Raw genomic sequence first — 16,843 nt, 5'->3', positions numbered from 1 at the left:
CCGAGCGTGAGAGAGGAGGAGCCCATGAAGATGCCGACGCGCGCGGACCGCTGGCGCCGCACCTTCGGCTTCGACGCCAACGACATGCGCCGGGACGTGGACCGGACCCAATGGAGGTTCGGCCTCTTCCTGCTGGCGCTCTTCCTCGTCGTCACCCCGCCTCTCAGCGTCCACACCGCGCAGGCCGTCCACGACTCCGGCAAGCGGAACGAACGGCATGAGTCGGACGTCTGGCACCGGGTGTACGCCACCGTCGTGAAGGCCGAACAGCTGCGGGGCGGCCGGCAGGTCACCGTGACCTGGACCGAGCCGGACGGGACGCGGCGTACCGGCGACCTCACCACCTGGAGCCGCGTCCGCGCCGGAGACCGGGTCCGGGCCTGGGTGGGGCCCGGCCGCGTCTCGTTCATGCCGCCCAACTCGCACACGCAGACGGTCCTCAACACGGTGGCGGCGGGCACCGGCGTCGTCCTGGCGACGGGGCTGCCGCTGTTCGGCCTGTACGGGCTCGTGCGGCGGCGGTGCGACCGGCGCCGCGACCGGCTCTGGGACGCCGCGTGGGCCCGTCTCGACAACCACCGCATCGGCCCCTGAACGCGGGCCGCGGCTTGACCGCCGGCCTGCGCGGGTGAGGGCTGCGGGACGATCGCGACTTGGCACAGCACGAGATCCAGCCCGCGCAAGAAGAAAGGTGAAGGAAGTCCTGCGTCGCTTAGGCGACGTCACAAGGTGCACGGTGCGTGGTGCGTGGTGCCACTTCTCCGTGCCGTTCGACGGGCTTCCTTCACCCACTGACAGTGAACCTCGGAAACTCCGGCCACCCAAGGGACGAACGTCCCTTTTCCACAAGATTTACCCGGTTACCGGGGGTCGGGGCGTCGTGTTCACGGCCGGGACGCCTCTTCGGGCTTCGGGTGGGCGGCGACCAGCTCGGTGTCGACGCCGAGGTGCCCGATCTTGGTCGCGCCGCCGGGCGTGCCGAGCGGCGCGTCCAGGCCGGGCAGCGTGTCGGTGAAGAACCGGGCGTTGTCGTCCCGGTACGGCTCCAGCGACGCGGGCAGATCGTCCTCGTAATAGATCGCCTCCACCGGGCAGACCGGCTCGCACGCACCGCAGTCGACGCACTCGTCGGGGTGGATGTACAGCGCGCGCTCCCCCTCGTAGATGCAGTCGACCGGGCACTCGTCCACGCAGGCGCGGTCCATCACGTCGATGCACGGTTCACCGATCACGTACGTCACGGCAGTCTCCTCGGTCGGCCCGTTGTCTCGTCCTCCATTTTGCACTACTCTCCTTGTATAAACAATCGACGGTTGTGTTTATTAGTGGGAGTGGGTCGATGACCGAGACGGCACAGGGAGACCGCGGCGCCTCCGCCGTGCCCCCGCTGACCCGCCTGCTCGCCCGCGCACTGCGCGCTCTCGGGCAGGCCGGACACGCCGAGGACGCCAGCCGCCTGGCCGCCGACGGCTGGGTCGCGCTCCGCGGAGCGCACCCCGCCGAGGCCGAGCGGCTGAACGGCGTCCTGCACTACCTGGCCCGCCTGCCCAATGCCCCCGCAGGGCAGGCGGGCCGGCCGGCCGACCATGCGAAGGAGATCACCATGCCCAGCGAGGACCGCCAGCTCGACGTCCGCACCGAGGTGCCCAGGCGCCGCCACGACCTCATCTTCGAGACCTACTCCGCACTCGGCGCCGGAGAGGGCTTCGTGCTCGTCAACGACCACGACCCGAAGCCGCTCTACTACCAGTTCGCCGCCGAGCACGAAGGCGAGTTCAGCTGGGACTACCTGGAGCAGGGCCCCGAGACCTGGCGGGTACGCATCGGCCGCCCCGTGCAGAACGCCGCCGGCTGAGGCGGACCGCAATGGGGCCGGTCATCTGATCGGACGTGGCGGCGGGCGGATCCGGATCCGCCCGCCGCCGCGTTCGCGGTCAGGCCGCCAGGACGACCCCGAGGGCCAGCAGCGCGAGGGTCAGGGCGCCGATGAACGCGCGCAGCACACCGGCGCCGCGGGCTCCCCGGCGCACACGGGCGGCCTGCCGGGCGTCATCGGGGTCGGCCAGCGCGCTGCGGCGCAGGCGGGTCATCCGCCGCGCCTGGACGACACCGACCGCGAGGGTGGCCACGAGAGCGGCGGCCACCACGGCGGCGGCGGTGAGCACACCGTCCCACGCCCGGTCGGAGACCAGGACCGCTCCGCTGCCCAGGGCGAGCGCCAGCGCGGCGACGCCCACCACCACGTAGGCGCGGCCGAGGGCGCGGAAGAACGCGACCCGCTCGGCGGGGCCGAGCGTCCGGGCGGCGACCCGCGCCACGACGGCGATCGCGACGAACCCGCCGGTCCACACGGACGTGGCGAGAATGAGGACGCCTGCGAGGGCGACCTCGACCTCATCGGACATTCCTGCCTCCGCATCGTTTGTTCAGTTCCGCATCCCCGTTTTGTTTTTACAAGAAGTACTGTGAAAAAACAAGACGGCGCCGCGCCCACCTGACGCGGGCGGCGGGTCAGGCCTCCATCTGCCGGCACACCCAGCCGTCGGGAAGCCGGCCCGACGCGAGGAATTCCCGGAGACGGCCGGTCGCCTCGGGTGTCAGCACCGAGTCGGCCTGCGGGTAGAGGATCGGCTCCTCCTTGGAGTTGTGCCGGTCCAACCGCTCCAGCAGCTCGGTGCACAGCTCCCGCACCCGGCGGTCCGCCAGGTTGCGGGCGACCGCGGCGTCCAGGGCGTCCATCGTCCGCCAGATCTCGCCGTGCTCGCGGAGCATGACGAAGACCGGTGCCATCAGGCCCGCCGCCCGCAACGGCGGGAACAGGAACTCCTCTTCGAGGTAGATGTGGCGGCGCAGCCCCTCCATCGCGCGCTTCAGCGGCGTCGTGTCCGCCCTGCCCTCCGCCATGGCGGCGAAGGACTCGATTCCCTCGTCGATCTCGCGGTGCTCGCGCTCCAGCGCCGCGGACAGTGCCTCACTCCCCATGTGTCCCCTCCTTGTCGCACCACCACGATACGGCTTTTAAACAGGCAGCTCTTGTTTTTATAAGAACTCTCGGTGAAAATGTAAAGCGTGCGGACCAACCAGCCAGCGCGCCGAACGACCGCCGCCGACCCGGACGGCCGCCGCGCGGTGCTGGGCGGGGTCAGCCGCGGCGCGGTGCTGGACGCCCTGCGGTCCGCGCGGGTCCCGCTCCCCGTGGCCGACGTGGCCGCCCGGGTCGGGCTGCACCGCAACACCGTCCGATGGCATCTCGACCAGCTGACCGAGGCGGGCCAGGTCACGCGCACCACAGAGATCAGGCACCGCCCCGGCAGGCCCCGGCTGCTCTACACGGCGCGGCCCGACGCCCCCGTCCCCCCGCAGGGCGGCGGCGAACCCGGGGGCGGATACCGGCTGCTCGCCGACATCCTCGCCGGCCACCTCGCCGACGCCAGCCCCGACCCCGCGGACGCCGCCGGACGGGCCGGCCGCGCCTGGGGCGGCTACCTGATCGGCAGACCGGCGCCCTTCACCCGGCTCACCCCGCAGCAGGCGGCCGGACGGGTCACGGCGCTGCTCGCCGACCTCGGCTTCGCCCCCGAACCGGACCCCGCGGGCACCGGGATCACACTGCGCGCCTGCCCGTTCCGCGAGGTCGCCGAGCACCACCCGGACGTGACCTGCGCGGTGCACCTCGGGCTCATGCAGGGCGCCCTCGCCGAACTCGGGGCGCCCGAGAGCGCGGCGCGGCTGGAGCCGTTCGTCACCCCCCACACCTGCCGGGCCCACATCGAACCGGAGCCCGCCGAAGGAAGGACATGCACCCATGACTGAGCGCGGCACCGCAGACCCGGCGGCGGAAAGCCCGCCGGTGGCGTCCTGGCTCGGCGGCGACGCCGACGCGCAACTGCTCCGCGAGATGCTGTACGAGGTCATCGACCCGGAACTCGGCGTCAACATCGTCGACCTCGGCCTCGTCTACGGCGTGGAGGTGACCGACCGGGTGGCGCGGGTGCGGATGACCATGACCACCCCCGCCTGCCCGCTCAGCGGCTACTTCGAGGACACCATCCGCTCCGCCCTCTGGGGCACCCCGGGCGTGGACGACGTCGACACAGAGTTCGTGTGGGAACCGGTCTGGGAGCCGGACATGATGACCGACGCCGCCAAGCACGCCCTCGGCTGGCGCTGACCCGGGCGCGCGGCGCCCTCCCGGCCCGGCGGCGGCGCGCGATCCCGGCGCGAGGGCGGCGCGCGGTCCCGGCGCGGGGGCGGCGCGGATCGTGGGAGCCTGGTGCGCGTGACCTTGGATGCCGGTGGCCGCCGGGCGATGGGCAGGCCGCGCGCGACCTCGCCGGCCGCCCTGGAGCGGCTGGCCTTCGAACTGTTCGCCCGGCAGGGGTTCGACAAGACCACGGTGGACGACATCGCGGCCGCGGCGGGAATCGCGCGGCGGACGTTCTTCCGCTACTTCTCGTCCAAGAACGACCTGGTGTGGGGCGATTTCGAGGGTCAGCTGCGCAGGCTGCGCGGACTGCTGGACGACGCCGATCCGGACGCGCCGATGATGGACGCGGTGCGCCGCGCCGTCGTCGAGTTCAACCGGTTCGACCCGCAGGAGGTGCCCTGGCACCGGCAGCGCATGGAACTGATCCTCCGGGTGCCGACCCTCCAGGCGGACGCCACCCTGCGGTACGCGTCCTGGCGGACGGTCATCACCGAGTTCGTGGCGGAGCGCACCGGCGTCCCGGCGTCGGCGCCGGTCCCCCGCCTCACCGGCCACCTCGTCCTCGCCGCCGCCGTCTCCGCCTACGAGCACTGGCTGGCGTGCGAGGGGCGGACGGCGCTGTCCGGCCTGCTGGACGAGGCCATCCGCCACCTGGGCACCGGCCTGGCCGCGGTGCTGGACGACGGCGGGGCCCCGCCCTCGTCCTGACTCGGCGCGGGTCCTGACTCGGCGCGGGTCCTGACTTCAGCGCTCGCTGCGGATGGCCTGGGCGATGACCTCGCCGATGAGGACGGCCGTGGCGGCCGGGCCGCGCAGCGGGGCCGTCGGGAGGATCGAGGTGTCGGCGACGCGGAGTCCGTCCAGCCCGTGGACCCTGCCGTGGCCGTCGACGGCGGCGGCCGGTCCCATCGGGACGGTGCCGCAGGTGTGCTGGGACGTGCCGAGCCGGGCGCGTATCCAGCGGTCCAGCTCGCGGTCGTCGTCCAGAGTCCCGGCGGCGGGCTCGGCCAGGCTCCGGGAGACCTCGCCGAAGGCGTCCGTCGCCGCCACGGCCGCGGCCGCGCGCACCGCCTCGCGCATCCGGCGCCGGTCGGCGCCCGTCTCCAGGTACCCGTACTCGATGTGCGGCGGGACGCCGGGGTCGGCCGAGACCGTGCGCAGCCCGCCGGCGGTGCGCGGGGCCAGCACCGACACGAGGAAGGGCAGCGGCGCGCCGGGGACCGTGGTCGTCCCGGTGACCAGCCCGCTGACGGGCACGAGGGACTGGAGGATCTCCAGGTCGCCCGCCTCGGCGCCGCCGGTGGACCGAAGGTGCAGGGCGCCGCCGAGCCATGAGCCGGACGGCTCGGGCATCGGCCGCCTGGGAACCCACTCCACGGCGACCTGCGGGTGGTCGCTGAGCGCCGCGCCCACGGCGGGGAGGTCGTGGACGACCGGGATGCCGGCGCGCGCGAGGTCGCCGGCGGGGCCGATGCCCGACAGGTGCAGCAGGTGCGGTGAGGCGAGGGCGCCCGCGCACAGCACGATCTCGCCCGCCTCCAGGACCGTCCGGCGGCCGCCGTGCTCGGCCACGACGCCGGTCGCCCTGCCCCGGCCGACGACCACGGACAGCGCGGTGCAGTCGCCGAGGACGGTGAGGTTGGGGCGGTGCGCCGCCGCGCCGAGGAGGTAGGCGATCCCGGTGTTGACGCGCCGGCCGTCCACCGTGTTCGACGGCACCGGGCCGAAGCCGGGCGCGCCCTGGGCGTTCTTGTCGGGCTCGTCCGGATGCCGGAGTTCGCGGGCCGCGGCCTGGAACGCCGCGGCGGCGGGATGCCGCAGTCCGGTCCGGCGGACGGGGATCGGGCCGCGGTCGCCGTGCGGCGGGGCGGCGCCGTGGTCGAGGTCGCTCTCCAGTGCGCGCAGCAGGGGCAGCACCCGGTCATAGGACCAGAGGTCGTCGGCGGCCGCGGCGGACCAGCGGTCGAAGTCGGCGCGCCGCGCCCGGATGAAGTAGCCGCCGTTCACGGTGGTCGAACCGCCGAGGAAGCGCCCCCGCGCCGCCATGTAGGGCAGGCCGGACGTGAGGAGGGCCGGGACCGTCCGGACGGCGGGGCTTCCCGGCCGGGCGCCCGGGACGAGGCGGGCGTCCAGCAGGTCCGCCGGGAACTCCGGCAGGGCGCGCGGGACCGGCCCGGCCTCCGCGACCAGGACGTCGCGGCCGGGGTCTTCGCTGAGCCTGGCCGCCAGGGCGGCGCCGCTGCCTCCCGCCCCGATCACGAGCACGTCGGCATGCCGGATCATGGTCGGACCCTATCTTTTTGGCACTCGATGCATTTAGTATCCGACCAAGCCCGGCAAAGGAGGACACATGGACACCACAGCCCCGGAGACGCAGGTCACGGACCAGGCCGACGACGCGGCCGAGGAGTTCGACGTCGCCGAGTCCCTCATCGAGGAGGTCTCGATCGACGGCATGTGCGGCGTCTACTAGACCGGCATGCCAGGCATCGACCTCGACCGCGCCTGGGACCTGCACCCGCAGGTCTCGGTGCGGCCCGAGCCCTTCGGCGCGCTCCTCTACCACTTCGGCACCCGCAAGCTGTCGTTCCTCAAGGACCGCCGCCTGCTGGACGTCGTGCGCTCCCTCGAGGACGCGCCCACGGCCCGGGACGCCTGCACGGCCGCCGGCGTCCCGGACTCCGACCTGGCCCGGTACCGCGCGGCCCTCGGCGCGCTCGTCCGGTCCTCGATGCTCGTCGAAAGGACCGCCTCTTGACCGCCACCACGAGATCCGCAACCACGGGGCCCGCCACCACGGCGTCAGCCACCACGGCGTCAGCCACCACGGGGCCCGGGACGCGGCTGGTCGACCTGTTCGAGTACGGGCTCGACTCGCCGATCTGCCTGACCTGGGAACTCACCTACGCCTGCAACCTGTCCTGCGCGCACTGCCTGTCCAGCTCGGGACGCCGCGACCCGCGCGAGCTGAGCACCGCCGAGGCCAAGGCCGTCATCGACGAGCTGGAGGCCATGCAGGTCTTCTACGTCAACATCGGCGGCGGTGAGCCGACCGTCCGGCCCGACTTCTGGGAGCTGCTGGACTACGCCACCGCGCACCACGTCGGCGTGAAGTTCTCCACCAACGGCGTCCGGATCACCCCGGAGGTCGCGCGGCGGCTCGCGGCCAACGACTACGTGGACGTCCAGATCTCCCTCGACGGCGCGACCGCCGACGTCAACGACGCGCTGCGCGGCCCCGGCTCCTACGACACCGCCCTGCGCGCGATGCGCAACCTCGCGGACGCGGGCATGAAGAACTTCAAGCTCTCCGTCGTGTGCACCCGGCACAACATCCCGCAGATGGACGCGTTCAAGGCGATCGCCGACGAGCACGGCGCCCAGCTCCGGCTGACCCGGCTGCGCCCGTCCGGCCGCGGCGCCGACGTGTGGGACGAGCTGCACCCCACGAGCGGGCAGCAGCGCGAGCTGTACGACTGGCTCGTCGCGCACGGCGACAGCGTCCTGACCGGCGACTCCTTCTTCCACCTGTCCGCCTACGGGCAGGCGCTCCCGGGGCTCAACCTGTGCGGCGCCGGACGGGTGGTGTGCCTGATCGACCCGGTCGGCGACGTGTACGCGTGCCCCTTCGCGATCCACGACGAGTTCCTCGCGGGCAACATCCGGCGGCCGGGCGGCTTCACCGGCGTCTGGCGCGAGTCGGAGCTGTTCCGCGATCTGCGCGAGCCGCAGAACGGCGGCGCGTGCACCTCCTGCGCCTTCTACGACACGTGCAAGGGCGGATGCATGGCCGCCAAGTTCTTCACCGGCCTCCCGCTGGACGGCCCCGACCCCGAATGCGTCCAGGGGCACGGCGAGAAGCTGCTGGCCGGGCGTCCCGAGGACCGGTCGGGCATCCCCAGGCCGGGCGCCGACCATTCGCACCGCACCGCGCCGCCCCGCCGGAGGCCGGTCCCGGTGACGCTGTCGAGCCGCCCCCCGGACCGCCCGCCGGTGAGCGCCTGCGAGGAGAACCCCCTGGCCGACCTGCGCATCCCCTGACCGGTCACCGGCGGCGCCCTGCCCACGCCACCTGCGGCGCGTCGCCCTTGTGGGGCCGCCGACAAGGGCGACTCGCCCCAGATCAACGAAATCCAGGAGCACGATGTTCAGGAACCCGTGGTTCGAGACCGTGGCCGAGGCGCAGCGCCGGGCCAAGAGGCGGCTGCCCTACATGGTCTACGGGGCGCTGGTCGCCGGGTCGGAGCGCGGCCGGACGGTCGGCGACAACACCCGCGCCTTCGGCGAGCTCGGCTTCGCGCCGCGCGTCGTCGGGCACAAGGCCGAGCGCGACCTGTCGACCACCGTCATGGGGGTGGAGTCGTCGTTCCCCGTGCTCATCTCCCCCACCGGCGTCCAGGCCGTCCATCCCGACGGTGAGGTCGCCGTGGCGCGGGCCGCCGCCAACCGGGGCGTCATCATGGGCCTCAGCTCGTTCGCGAGCAAACCCGTGGAGGACGTCGCGGAGGCCAACCCCAACGTCTTCTTCCAGATGTACTGGAGCGGCGACCGCGACGCGATGCTCCAGCGCATGGAACGCGCGAAGAACGCCGGGGCCAAGGCGCTGATCGCCACGCTCGACTGGTCGTTCTCCCACGGCCGGGACTGGGGCAGCCCCATGATCCCGGAGAAGATCGACGTCAGGACCATGGCGAAGCTGGCGCCGGGCGTCCTGCCCCACCCGGGCTGGCTGTGGAAGTTCGCCAGGACGGGCCGCCTGCCCGACCTCACCACGCCGAACCTCAAGCCGCCGCAGGGAACCGCCCCCACCTTCTTCGGCGCCTACGGCGAGTGGATGCAGACACCGCCCCCCACCTGGGAGGACGTGGCGTGGCTGCGCAAGGAGTGGGGCGGCCCGTTCATGCTCAAGGGCGTCACCCGCGTGGACGACGCCAGGAAGGCCGTCGACGCCGGCGTCACCGCCCTGTCGGTGTCCAACCACGGCGGCAACAACCTGGACACCACGCCCGCCACGATCCGCGTCCTGCCGTCCATCGCGAACGCCGTCGGCGACCAGGTCGAGGTGCTGCTGGACGGTGGCGTGCGGCGCGGCGGAGACGTCGCCAAGGCGCTCGCGCTGGGCGCACGGGCCGTGCTGATCGGCCGCGCGTACCTGTGGGGCCTGGCCGCCAACGGGCAGGCCGGGGTGGAGAACGTTTTGGACATCCTGCGCAGCGGCCTCGACTCCGCCGTCCTCGGCCTGGGCCACGCCGGCGTCCACGAGCTGTCCCCCGACGACCTCGTCGTCCCGCCGGGCTTCCGCCTGACGCTGGGCGGCGACACGGCGGACTGACGTGACGGGAACCGGGGGCGGTGATCTTGCGGAGGCGGCCTGGCCGGACGCCGGGGCGGCGCCCCTGGTCCTGGTGCCGCTCGGGTCGACCGAGCAGCACGGGCCGCATCTGCCGCTGTCCACCGACACGGTGATCGCCCGGGCCGTCGCCGAGCGGGCGGCCGATGCGCTGCGCGCGGAGCCGGCCCGGCCGGTGGCGGACGGGCCGGTGGTGGACGGGCCGGTGGTGGACGGGCCGGTGGTGGACGGGCCGGTGGTGGACGGGCCGGTGTTCGTCGCGCCGGCGATCGCCTATGGCGCCAGCGGCGAGCACGCCGGGTTCCCCGGCACGATCTCCATCGGGCATGAGGCGCTGCACGCCGTGATCGTGGAGACCGTGCGCTCACTCGCGGCGTGGGCCGGGCGCGTCGTCCTCGTCAACGGGCACGGCGGCAACGTCGCCACGCTCGACACGGCCGTGGCGCGGTTGCGCCGCGAGGGGCACGACGCCGCCTGGGCCGGCTGCGGCGTTCCCGGCGGCGACGCGCACGCCGGGGTCACCGAGACGTCCGTGATGCTCTACCTGGCTCCCGGCCTGGTGCGGCCCTTCGGCGGCGTCACCGGCGACACCCGTCCGATCACCGAGATCATGCCCGAGCTGGTCGCGCGGGGAGTGCGGGCCGTGTCGCCGTCCGGTGTGCTCGGTGACCCGGCGGGGGCGTCCGGGGAGCGGGGCCGCGAAATCGTGGACGCCGTCGTGGCGTCCGTCGTGCGCCGGATCGGCGCCGGGCGCGTGGACGGCCGCGGCCTCCTCCTCGACCCCGGCGGGAAGGCGCGGGCATGAGGCTCCCGGCCGATTTCGCCGTCGCGCTGGACCGGGAGACGTCGTTCTGGTCGGGCGGGCGCGTCGCCACCGGCGGGTCCCCTTGGAAGGTGGTGCGCCTGGCCGACGCCGCCCGCCCGCACCTGGCGGCGCTGCGCCGGGCCGGGACGCGCGGCCTGGCCGACGCCACGCCCACCGGGCGGGCGGTGGCCCGCCGCCTCCTCGACCTCGGCATGGCCCACCCCGTCCCGGCACCGCGTCCCGGCCCGCACGGCGTGACGGTCGTCATCCCCGCGTACGGGCGCGCCGCCGAGCTGGAGCGGTGCCTGGCGGCCATCGCGGACGTGCCGGTGATCGTCGTGGACGACGGGTCACCGGACCCCGAGCCGCTGCGCCGCGCGGCCGCCGCGCACGGCGCGCGGCTGGTCCGGCACCCCCGCAACCGGGGCCCCGCCGCCGCGCGCAACACCGGACTGCGGCTCGTCGGGACACCGCTCGCCGCGTTCGTGGACTCCGACTGCCGGCCCGGCGCCGGCTGGCTGGACGCCCTTGTCCCGCACTTCGACGACCCCCGCGTCGCCGCCGTCGCCCCGCGGGTGCTGCCCGGCGGCGGCCACGGCTCCCCGCTGCTGGCCCGCTACGAGGCCGCCCGGTCCGCCCTGGACATGGGGGCACGGCCCGCGCTCGTCCGGCCGGGGGGCAGGCTCGGCTTCGTGCCCACCGCGACGCTGCTGGTGCGCGTGGCGGCGGTGGAGGGCGACGCGTTCGACGAGGACCTGCGGCTGGGCGAGGACGTCGACTTCGTCTGGCGGCTGTCCGACCTCGGGTGGAACGTCCGCTACGAGCCCGCCGCCCACGTCACCCACACGGGACGGCTGCGTCCGGCGGACTGGGCACGGCGGCGCCACGAGTACGGCACGTCCGCCGCCGACCTGGCCCTGCGTCACCCCGGCAGGCTCGCCCCCGCCCGCCCGTCCCCGTGGAACCTCGCCGTCCTCGGGCTGCTCGCGCGGGGACGGCCCGGCGCCGCCGCCGCGTGCGGGGGCGTCTCGGCGGCGCTGCTGGCCAGGCGCCTGGCGCCGCTGCCCGCCGACTGGAGCCTCGCCGTCGCGCTCGTCGGCAAGGGCGTCGTCGCCGACGCCGCCGGTCTCGGGCACGCGCTGCGCCGCGAATGGTGGCCCGCCGGGCTGCTCGCGCTGGCCGCGTCCCCGCGCAGCCGGCTCGCCCGCACCGCCGCCGTGGCCATGCTCACACCCATCGCGCTGGAATGGCTTCGGCAGCGTCCCTCCATCGACCCCGTCCGCTACGCCGTCCTGCGGCTCACCGAGGACGTCGCCTACGGGACCGGGGTCACCGCCGCGGCCGCCCGCGCGCGTTCGGCCGCTCCGCTGCTCCCGGACGTCCGTCTTCCGTCGGCGCTCCGCCTCGGCCGTGCGGTCCGGGACGCCGTCCGGCGCGGCCGCCGGCCGGGGTGAGACCGCATCACCGGCCGGGAACGGGCGATCGTTAACATGGGCGGCATGTCAGACGAGGTGCTGGTCGAGCACGCGGACGGGGTCACCGTCATCACCATCAACCGGCCCGAGGCCCGCAACGCCGTGAACCGCGCGGTCAGCGACGGCGTCGCCGCCGCACTGGACGAGTTCGAGTCGCGCAAGGACCTCACCGTCGCCGTCATCACCGGCGCCGGCGGGACCTTCTGCTCCGGCATGGACCTCAAGGCGTTCGTCGCCGGCGAGAACGTCAGCATCCCGGGGCGCGGCCTCGCCGGGCTCACGCAGCGTCCCCCGCGCAAGCCGGTGATCGCGGCGGTCGAGGGCTACGCGCTGGCGGGCGGCTGCGAGGTCGCCCTCGCCTGCGACCTGATCATCGCGGCGGAGGACGCCAAGTTCGGCATCCCCGAGGTCAAGCGCGGTCTCGTCGCCGGGGCGGGCGGGCTGATCCGGCTGCCCCAGCGCGTCCCCTACGCCGTCGCGATGAAGCTCGCCCTCACCGGCGAGTTCATGACCGCCGCCGACGCCGAGAAGCACGGACTGGTCGTCGAGGTCACCCCGTCCGGCAAGGCCCTGGACGCCGCGCGCGACCTGGCCGCCCGCATCGCCGCGAACGCCCCGCTCGCCGTCGCCACCACCAAGGAGATCATCGTCGCGTCCGCCGACTGGTCCGCCGGCGAGGCGTTCACCCGGCAGGAGGAGCTGATCCGCCCGATCTTCACCTCCCACGACGCCCGCGAGGGCGCCACCGCCTTCGCCGAGAAGCGCCCGCCCGTCTGGCGCGGCGAGTAAGGCGCGAACCGGGCGGCACGGGCGCGGCGGGCGGGCTCGTCACTCCCCGTCATAGACGAGCAGCCCGTCGCCGCGCAGCCGCGCCCCGGGCGTGGGCGGATGCTCGGTCAGACGGCCGTCATGGGCGAGGTGCAGGACGGGCCTGCCGCGTGCCAGCACCGCGAAGTCGGCGATGAGCCTGCGGTGGCAGCGCCACCACACCGACTCGCTGCACATGACGGCCGTGCGGGCCCCGCTCGCCTTGTCCCCCAGTTCGTCCAGCAGCTCGTCCATGGCGGCCACGAAGCCGGGGTCGCGGGTGTGCGCGGCGTATCCGCGGAAGGAATCGTTGCGCCAGAACGTGTCGGGAGAGTCGGGCTCGGCCCGGCGGAAGCCGCCGAGCCGCTTCTCCCACCGGTAGCCGATCCCCTCGGCGGGCAGCCACTCCTCCAAGGCGGTGCGCTGCACGTCGGGGTTGCGCCGGCTGCCGGGCGCGGTGCGCACGTCCACCACGGCCGGCACCCCGGCGCCGCGCAGCAGGCGGGCCAGCTCCTCCCGCCCGGCGGTGCCATGACCGAACGTCACCAGCGGTTCCACCTCGTCCACACTTCCCCGGATCCGCGGACCCTCCCCTGATCGTGGGGAGGGTCACAGCGGACGCCTTCAGCGCAGGGTCAGGTCGCGGCGGCGGAACGCGGCCAGGCCCACCGCGATGAGCGCGGCGGTGATCGCCGTGAGGATCAGCAGCGGCGGCCAGCTCATCTGGGCGCCGGGGAGCCGCGGCACGTGCCCGAACGGGGACAGGTCGTTCATCCAGCCGGGGAACCGCAGCAGACCGCCGAACATGGTGACGACGACGGCGTACACCACCACCGCCCACGCCAGCCCGACGGCCCGGGGCGCCAGCCCGAACAGGGCCGCGGCCGCGCCCGCCGTGACCCACACGGCCGGCACGTACGCCAGGGCGGCTCCCGGCATCGCGTACAGCAGCCCGGCGTCGCCGGCCGAGACCGCGGCGGTGACGCCGACGCCCAGCCCGCTGAGCAGCAGGACGACGACGCTGCCGGCCAGCGCGACGACCAGGTGGGCGGCGAGCCAGCGCGTCCGGGACACCGCGGCGGCCAGCACCGGCTCGGCCCGGCCCGCGGTCTCCTCGCCGCGCGGCTTCTGCAGCGCCAGGACGGCGTAGACGCCGCAGACCGTCGCCAGCATGGCCGTGATCACGCCGAGGAACCGCTCGGTGATGCCGGAGCCGGGGACGGTCCGCATCCACTCCTGGATGGTCTCGTTGCCGCCGACCGCGTCCTGCACGTCGCCGGCGAACGCCCCGTACATGGCCCCGAGCGCGGCCATCGACACGCTCCACCAGAGGAGGCTCGCGCGTTGCAGCCGGAGCGCGGACCCGAGCGGGGTGCTCAGGAACGGTGAAGCCGTGCGCGGTCCGGGCCTCGGCGGCATCAGTCCGGCGCCCACGTCGCGCCGCGTGGTCGCCGCGAACGCCACGGCCAGCAGTGCGGCGGCCCCCACCACGGCGATGGCCGGCGGCCACCACCGGTCATCGACGTAGACCCTGGTGGCCTGCGCCCACCCGATCGGCGACAGCCACGACAGCACGCCGTCGCCGATGTCGCCGACGGCCCGCAGCACGTACGCGACGCCGATCGCCGCGCCCGCCATGCCGGCGGCGCCGCGGCCGTACTCGGTCACCTGCGCGGTGAACGCCGCGACGGCGGTGAAGAACAGCCCCACGGCGGTCAGCGACGCGCCGAACAGCAGCGAACCCGGCCACGTCACGGTCTCGATGCCGCTGCCGCCCAGGGCGAGCGCCATGAGCGCGCCCAGGACGACGTTGGCGCCGCCGACCACGATCAGCGCGGCGGTGATGGGCGCGTGCCGTCCGACGACGCCGGCCCGGACCAGCTCGGCGCGCCCGGCCTCCTCCTCGGTCCTGGTGTGGCGTGTGAACAGCAGCACGCTCATCAGCGCCACGAAGATCGCGACGAAGCCGAGGACCTCGTTGGCCAGCATCGCGCCGTAGGTGTAGTCGTCCAGGCCGTATCCGGGGCCGCTGAAGGCGATGCCCGCCGGACCGTCCACCAGCGCGGCGCGGGACCGGCGGCCCTCCGCCGTGGCGTAGGTGGTCCGCAGGTTCGACGCCGTCATCAGCGTGCTCAGGGTCAGTGCGAGGATCCACACCGGAATGCGGATCCTGTCGCGGCGCAGCATGAACCGGACCAGCGTCCCCGTGCCGGTCAGGGTGCCGTCGCCGCGGGGGGCCGCCGTGGCGGGAGCCTCGGTGACGGCGGCCATCACCTCTCGCTCCCGTCCCGCGCGGCGCCGACGTCCGCCGCCCGCTCGAAGGGCAGGCCGTGGTCGGCCGGTTCCTCACCGTAGTGGCGCAGGAACAGCTGCTCCAGCGTGGGCGGCCGGCTGACCAGGCCGCGGATGCCGAACTCCGCCAGCCGCTGGACGGCCGCGCCCAGGTGCTCGCCGTCCACGTCGAACCGCACCCGCCCGTCCTCGCCGCGGACGTCGTGGACGCCGGGCAGCCCGTCCAGCCCGGCGGGCGGCCGCGCGGTCTCGGCCTCGATCGTCGTGCGGGTCAGGTGCCGCATCCGGCCGAGCGCCCCGCTCTCGACGACCCTGCCGAGGCGGATGATGCTCACCCGGTCGCACAGCGTCTCGACCTGGGCGAGGATGTGGCTGGACAGCAGCACCGTGCGCCCGGCCGCCTTCGCCTCGAGGATGCACTGCTGGAAGACCGCCTCCATCAGCGGGTCCAGGCCCGCGGTGGGCTCGTCCAGGATCAGCAGCTCGGCGTCGGAGGCCAGCGCGGACACCAGGGCGACCTTCTGCCGGTTGCCCTTGGAGTAGGTCCGCCCCTTCTTGGAGGTGTCCAGGTCGAACCGGTCGCACAGGTCGTCTCGGAGCGCCCGGTCGAGCCCGCCGCGCAGCCGGGCCAGCAGGTCGATGGCCTGCCCGCCGGTGAGGTTGGGCCACAGGTCGACGTCGCCGGGCACGTAGGCGATGCGGCGGTGCAGCCGCACCGCGTCCTTCCAGGGGTCGCCGCCCAGCAGCCGGGCCGTGCCCGCGTCGGCCCGCAGCAGGCCCAGCAGGATACGGATGGCGGTGGACTTGCCCGCGCCGTTCGGGCCGAGGAACCCGTGCACCTCCCCGGCGCGGACGCTCAGGTCGAGCCCGTCCAGCGCGCGGGTCCGGCCGAACGTCTTGACGAGGCCGGACACCTCGATGGGATACGTGGTCTGTTCGGACATGGCTACGCCTTGTGAGGGTGTGAGGGAATGGGAGCGGCCGCCCTGTGCCGTGGCGGCATGAGGGCGTGCGAAGGGAATGCGAAGGGAAGAGGTGCCGTGCGGCGGCCGCGCGGGCCGCGCAGTCGGACGACTCGTCGCGGAGCGGGCCGGCGGGATCAGGCGGGCGGGTCCGAATCGGTCTTGCGGGCGGCGGCGTCCGAGGTCGGGATGCGCAGCTCCCGGTCGGCGGCCGCGCCGTCCGGCGCGGGGGGGCGCATCCGCTCGATCGCGGCACGGCTCTGCGCCAGCAGTTCCGGGCTCATCACGTCGTCGCTCAGGATGTCCAGCATGGCCAGCGACATGCGCGGCTGGCCGTCCGGGGTGAGCGGATCGGCGCCCAGGTTCCGCGCCAGATGCTCGTGCAGGACGGTCACCCCGAAGATCATCGCGGTCAGGACCGTCGCGTACGCGCGGGGATCCGAGGTCTCCGCCGGGGACACGCCGGGTGCGCCGAGCACGACCATGCCCTCGGAGAACTCCACCGCCTGGTCGAACAGTTCCGCCGCCGCCGGCGACCCGTCCACCAGGGCCCGCGCCAGGTAGCGCTGGACCGGCAGGCCCACGGCCTGCGCCTTCGGCATGAAGCCGGGGGTGGCGAAGCCGCCCTTGAGCGCGTCCCACTTCATGCTGGTCAGGACGTCGATGGCGTACTCGTCGCACGCGCGGCGCAGCGCCTCCTTCGACCCGAAGTGGTGCTGCACCAGCCCGGCCGACACCCCGGCGGCCTCGGCGATCCCGCGGATCGTCGCGCCGCTCACACCGCGCTCGGCGAACACCCTCAGTGCCGCCTCGCGGATCCGTGCGCGGGCGGTCAGATCCTCGTCCGCTCGTGACCGGCCTTCCACGCCTCCCAGCATGCAATACAAACGTTCAATCTGCAATACGTTCGTATGGTCCACGGCCCCGCCGGGACGGATCCGGGCG

The 16,843-nt window shown here is 74.3% G+C and carries 20 protein-coding genes; 12 read left to right on the top strand and 8 right to left on the bottom strand.

All coding sequences use genetic code 11. The features are described 5' to 3' along the window. Positions 1 to 24 precede the first annotated feature (24 nt). Positions 25 to 594 (top strand): hypothetical protein, encoded by a 570-nt coding sequence (locus tag ACGFIS_RS20300; RefSeq protein ID WP_392907783.1) that lies wholly within the window; start codon positions 25 to 27, stop codon positions 592 to 594. Between the two features lie 290 nt (positions 595 to 884). On the opposite strand, the gene fdxA is transcribed toward ACGFIS_RS20300, so the two are convergent. Continuing rightward, positions 885 to 1,241, bottom strand: a complete 357-nt coding sequence (gene fdxA, locus ACGFIS_RS20295) for a ferredoxin (RefSeq protein ID WP_392907785.1) — start codon at positions 1,239 to 1,241, stop codon at positions 885 to 887. Between the two features lie 98 nt (positions 1,242 to 1,339). Here fdxA and ACGFIS_RS20290 point away from each other — a divergent pair, with 98 nt between their 5' ends. Further along, positions 1,340 to 1,855, top strand: coding sequence for a DUF2249 domain-containing protein (locus ACGFIS_RS20290; RefSeq protein ID WP_392907788.1), 516 nt, complete (start codon positions 1,340 to 1,342; stop codon positions 1,853 to 1,855). Between the two features lie 79 nt (positions 1,856 to 1,934). On the opposite strand, the gene ACGFIS_RS20285 is transcribed toward ACGFIS_RS20290, so the two are convergent. After that, entirely contained in the window at positions 1,935 to 2,405 is a 471-nt protein-coding gene (locus ACGFIS_RS20285) for a hypothetical protein (RefSeq protein WP_392907790.1), read from the bottom strand. Positions 2,406 to 2,511: 106 nt separating this feature from the next. Next, complete coding sequence (locus ACGFIS_RS20280; RefSeq protein WP_392907792.1) at positions 2,512 to 2,982, bottom strand: hemerythrin domain-containing protein; 471 nt, start codon at positions 2,980 to 2,982, stop codon at positions 2,512 to 2,514. Between the two features lie 87 nt (positions 2,983 to 3,069). Between ACGFIS_RS20280 and ACGFIS_RS20275 the strand changes: the two genes are divergently transcribed. The 3 genes from ACGFIS_RS20275 (at position 3,070) to mftR (ending at position 4,915) form a co-directional block, all read left to right on the top strand. After that, on the top strand, positions 3,070 to 3,813 hold the full coding sequence (locus tag ACGFIS_RS20275) for a helix-turn-helix transcriptional regulator (protein ID WP_392907794.1): 744 nt from the start codon (positions 3,070 to 3,072) through the stop codon (positions 3,811 to 3,813). Next, on the top strand, positions 3,806 to 4,171 hold the full coding sequence (locus tag ACGFIS_RS20270; protein ID WP_392907797.1) for a metal-sulfur cluster assembly factor: 366 nt from the start codon (positions 3,806 to 3,808) through the stop codon (positions 4,169 to 4,171). Before ACGFIS_RS20275 ends, ACGFIS_RS20270 begins: the two co-directional genes overlap by 8 nt. A 108-nt stretch (positions 4,172 to 4,279) precedes the next feature. Continuing rightward, a complete protein-coding gene (gene mftR / locus ACGFIS_RS20265; protein WP_392972105.1) occupies positions 4,280 to 4,915 on the top strand; it encodes a mycofactocin system transcriptional regulator in 636 nt (211 codons plus the stop codon). A gap of 36 nt (positions 4,916 to 4,951) precedes the next feature. Here the strand turns inward: mftR and mftG are convergent, their stop codons facing one another. Further along, the gene (mftG, locus tag ACGFIS_RS20260; RefSeq protein WP_392972103.1) at positions 4,952 to 6,490 is read right to left on the bottom strand and encodes a mycofactocin system GMC family oxidoreductase MftG; all 1,539 of its coding nucleotides are present in this window, start codon (positions 6,488 to 6,490) and stop codon (positions 4,952 to 4,954) included. Between the two features lie 67 nt (positions 6,491 to 6,557). Between mftG and mftA the strand changes: the two genes are divergently transcribed. From mftA to ACGFIS_RS20225, 7 genes are all read left to right on the top strand, one after another. After that, positions 6,558 to 6,680, top strand: a complete 123-nt coding sequence (gene mftA, locus ACGFIS_RS20255) for a mycofactocin precursor MftA (RefSeq protein WP_392907804.1) — start codon at positions 6,558 to 6,560, stop codon at positions 6,678 to 6,680. Between the two features lie 6 nt (positions 6,681 to 6,686). Further along, positions 6,687 to 6,965 carry a mycofactocin biosynthesis chaperone MftB gene (mftB, locus tag ACGFIS_RS20250; RefSeq protein ID WP_392907807.1) on the top strand — a complete coding sequence of 93 codons (279 nt, stop codon included), beginning with the start codon at positions 6,687 to 6,689 and terminating at the stop codon, positions 6,963 to 6,965. Then, positions 6,962 to 8,248, top strand: a complete 1,287-nt coding sequence (mftC, locus tag ACGFIS_RS20245) for a mycofactocin radical SAM maturase (protein WP_392972101.1) — start codon at positions 6,962 to 6,964, stop codon at positions 8,246 to 8,248. The genes mftB and mftC overlap by 4 nt, the downstream gene beginning before the upstream one ends. A gap of 103 nt (positions 8,249 to 8,351) precedes the next feature. Beyond that, positions 8,352 to 9,539 (top strand): pre-mycofactocin synthase MftD, encoded by a 1,188-nt coding sequence (gene mftD / locus ACGFIS_RS20240; RefSeq protein ID WP_392907814.1) that lies wholly within the window; start codon positions 8,352 to 8,354, stop codon positions 9,537 to 9,539. 1 nt (position 9,540) lies between these two features. Then, positions 9,541 to 10,362: a mycofactocin biosynthesis peptidyl-dipeptidase MftE gene (gene mftE, locus ACGFIS_RS20235; protein ID WP_392972099.1), complete on the top strand. Its 822-nt coding sequence runs from the start codon at positions 9,541 to 9,543 to the stop codon at positions 10,360 to 10,362. Next, positions 10,359 to 11,816 carry a mycofactocin biosynthesis glycosyltransferase MftF gene (gene mftF / locus ACGFIS_RS20230; RefSeq protein WP_392972097.1) on the top strand — a complete coding sequence of 486 codons (1,458 nt, stop codon included), beginning with the start codon at positions 10,359 to 10,361 and terminating at the stop codon, positions 11,814 to 11,816. Before mftE ends, mftF begins: the two co-directional genes overlap by 4 nt. 45 nt (positions 11,817 to 11,861) lie before the next feature. Beyond that, positions 11,862 to 12,626: a crotonase/enoyl-CoA hydratase family protein gene (locus tag ACGFIS_RS20225; protein ID WP_392907823.1), complete on the top strand. Its 765-nt coding sequence runs from the start codon at positions 11,862 to 11,864 to the stop codon at positions 12,624 to 12,626. Positions 12,627 to 12,665: 39 nt separating this feature from the next. Here ACGFIS_RS20225 and ACGFIS_RS20220 read toward each other — a convergent pair whose 3' ends face one another. The 4 genes from ACGFIS_RS20220 to ACGFIS_RS20205 form a co-directional block, all read right to left on the bottom strand. Continuing rightward, positions 12,666 to 13,211, bottom strand: a complete 546-nt coding sequence (locus ACGFIS_RS20220; protein ID WP_392907825.1) for a DUF488 family protein — start codon at positions 13,209 to 13,211, stop codon at positions 12,666 to 12,668. Between the two features lie 57 nt (positions 13,212 to 13,268). Next, entirely contained in the window at positions 13,269 to 14,915 is a 1,647-nt protein-coding gene (locus tag ACGFIS_RS20215; protein WP_392972095.1) for an ABC transporter permease, read from the bottom strand. After that, the gene (locus ACGFIS_RS20210) at positions 14,915 to 15,880 is read right to left on the bottom strand and encodes an ATP-binding cassette domain-containing protein (RefSeq protein WP_392972093.1); all 966 of its coding nucleotides are present in this window, start codon (positions 15,878 to 15,880) and stop codon (positions 14,915 to 14,917) included. The genes ACGFIS_RS20215 and ACGFIS_RS20210 overlap by 1 nt, the downstream gene beginning before the upstream one ends. 155 nt (positions 15,881 to 16,035) lie before the next feature. Then, complete coding sequence (locus ACGFIS_RS20205; protein ID WP_392907832.1) at positions 16,036 to 16,764, bottom strand: TetR/AcrR family transcriptional regulator; 729 nt, start codon at positions 16,762 to 16,764, stop codon at positions 16,036 to 16,038. Positions 16,765 to 16,843: the final 79 nt, after the last annotated feature.

Source organism: Spirillospora sp. NPDC048824 (assembly GCF_043198455.1).
GTDB lineage: Bacteria > Actinomycetota > Actinomycetes > Streptosporangiales > Streptosporangiaceae > Spirillospora.
Note: the sequence above shows the minus strand (reverse complement) of the source record. Positions and strands in the feature narration are given on the sequence as shown.

What these genes read in the sequence shown, in the direction of transcription:
- mftD (WP_392907814.1), top strand. Translation starts at nt 8,352, where the DNA reads ATGTTCAGGAACCCGTGGTTCGAGACCGTGGCCGAGGCGCAGCGCCGG.
- ACGFIS_RS20290 (WP_392907788.1), top strand. Translation starts at nt 1,340, where the DNA reads ATGACCGAGACGGCACAGGGAGACCGCGGCGCCTCCGCCGTGCCCCCG.
- ACGFIS_RS20270 (WP_392907797.1), top strand. Translation starts at nt 3,806, where the DNA reads ATGACTGAGCGCGGCACCGCAGACCCGGCGGCGGAAAGCCCGCCGGTG.
- ACGFIS_RS20300 (WP_392907783.1), top strand. Translation starts at nt 25, where the DNA reads ATGAAGATGCCGACGCGCGCGGACCGCTGGCGCCGCACCTTCGGCTTC.
- mftA (WP_392907804.1), top strand. Translation starts at nt 6,558, where the DNA reads ATGGACACCACAGCCCCGGAGACGCAGGTCACGGACCAGGCCGACGAC.
- mftG (WP_392972103.1), bottom strand. Translation starts at nt 6,490, where the DNA reads ATGATCCGGCATGCCGACGTGCTCGTGATCGGGGCGGGAGGCAGCGGC.
- mftF (WP_392972097.1), top strand. Translation starts at nt 10,359, where the DNA reads ATGAGGCTCCCGGCCGATTTCGCCGTCGCGCTGGACCGGGAGACGTCG.
- ACGFIS_RS20210 (WP_392972093.1), bottom strand. Translation starts at nt 15,880, where the DNA reads ATGTCCGAACAGACCACGTATCCCATCGAGGTGTCCGGCCTCGTCAAG.
- ACGFIS_RS20280 (WP_392907792.1), bottom strand. Translation starts at nt 2,982, where the DNA reads ATGGGGAGTGAGGCACTGTCCGCGGCGCTGGAGCGCGAGCACCGCGAG.
- mftB (WP_392907807.1), top strand. Translation starts at nt 6,687, where the DNA reads ATGCCAGGCATCGACCTCGACCGCGCCTGGGACCTGCACCCGCAGGTC.
- ACGFIS_RS20215 (WP_392972095.1), bottom strand. Translation starts at nt 14,915, where the DNA reads ATGGCCGCCGTCACCGAGGCTCCCGCCACGGCGGCCCCCCGCGGCGAC.
- ACGFIS_RS20225 (WP_392907823.1), top strand. Translation starts at nt 11,862, where the DNA reads ATGTCAGACGAGGTGCTGGTCGAGCACGCGGACGGGGTCACCGTCATC.
- ACGFIS_RS20285 (WP_392907790.1), bottom strand. Translation starts at nt 2,405, where the DNA reads ATGTCCGATGAGGTCGAGGTCGCCCTCGCAGGCGTCCTCATTCTCGCC.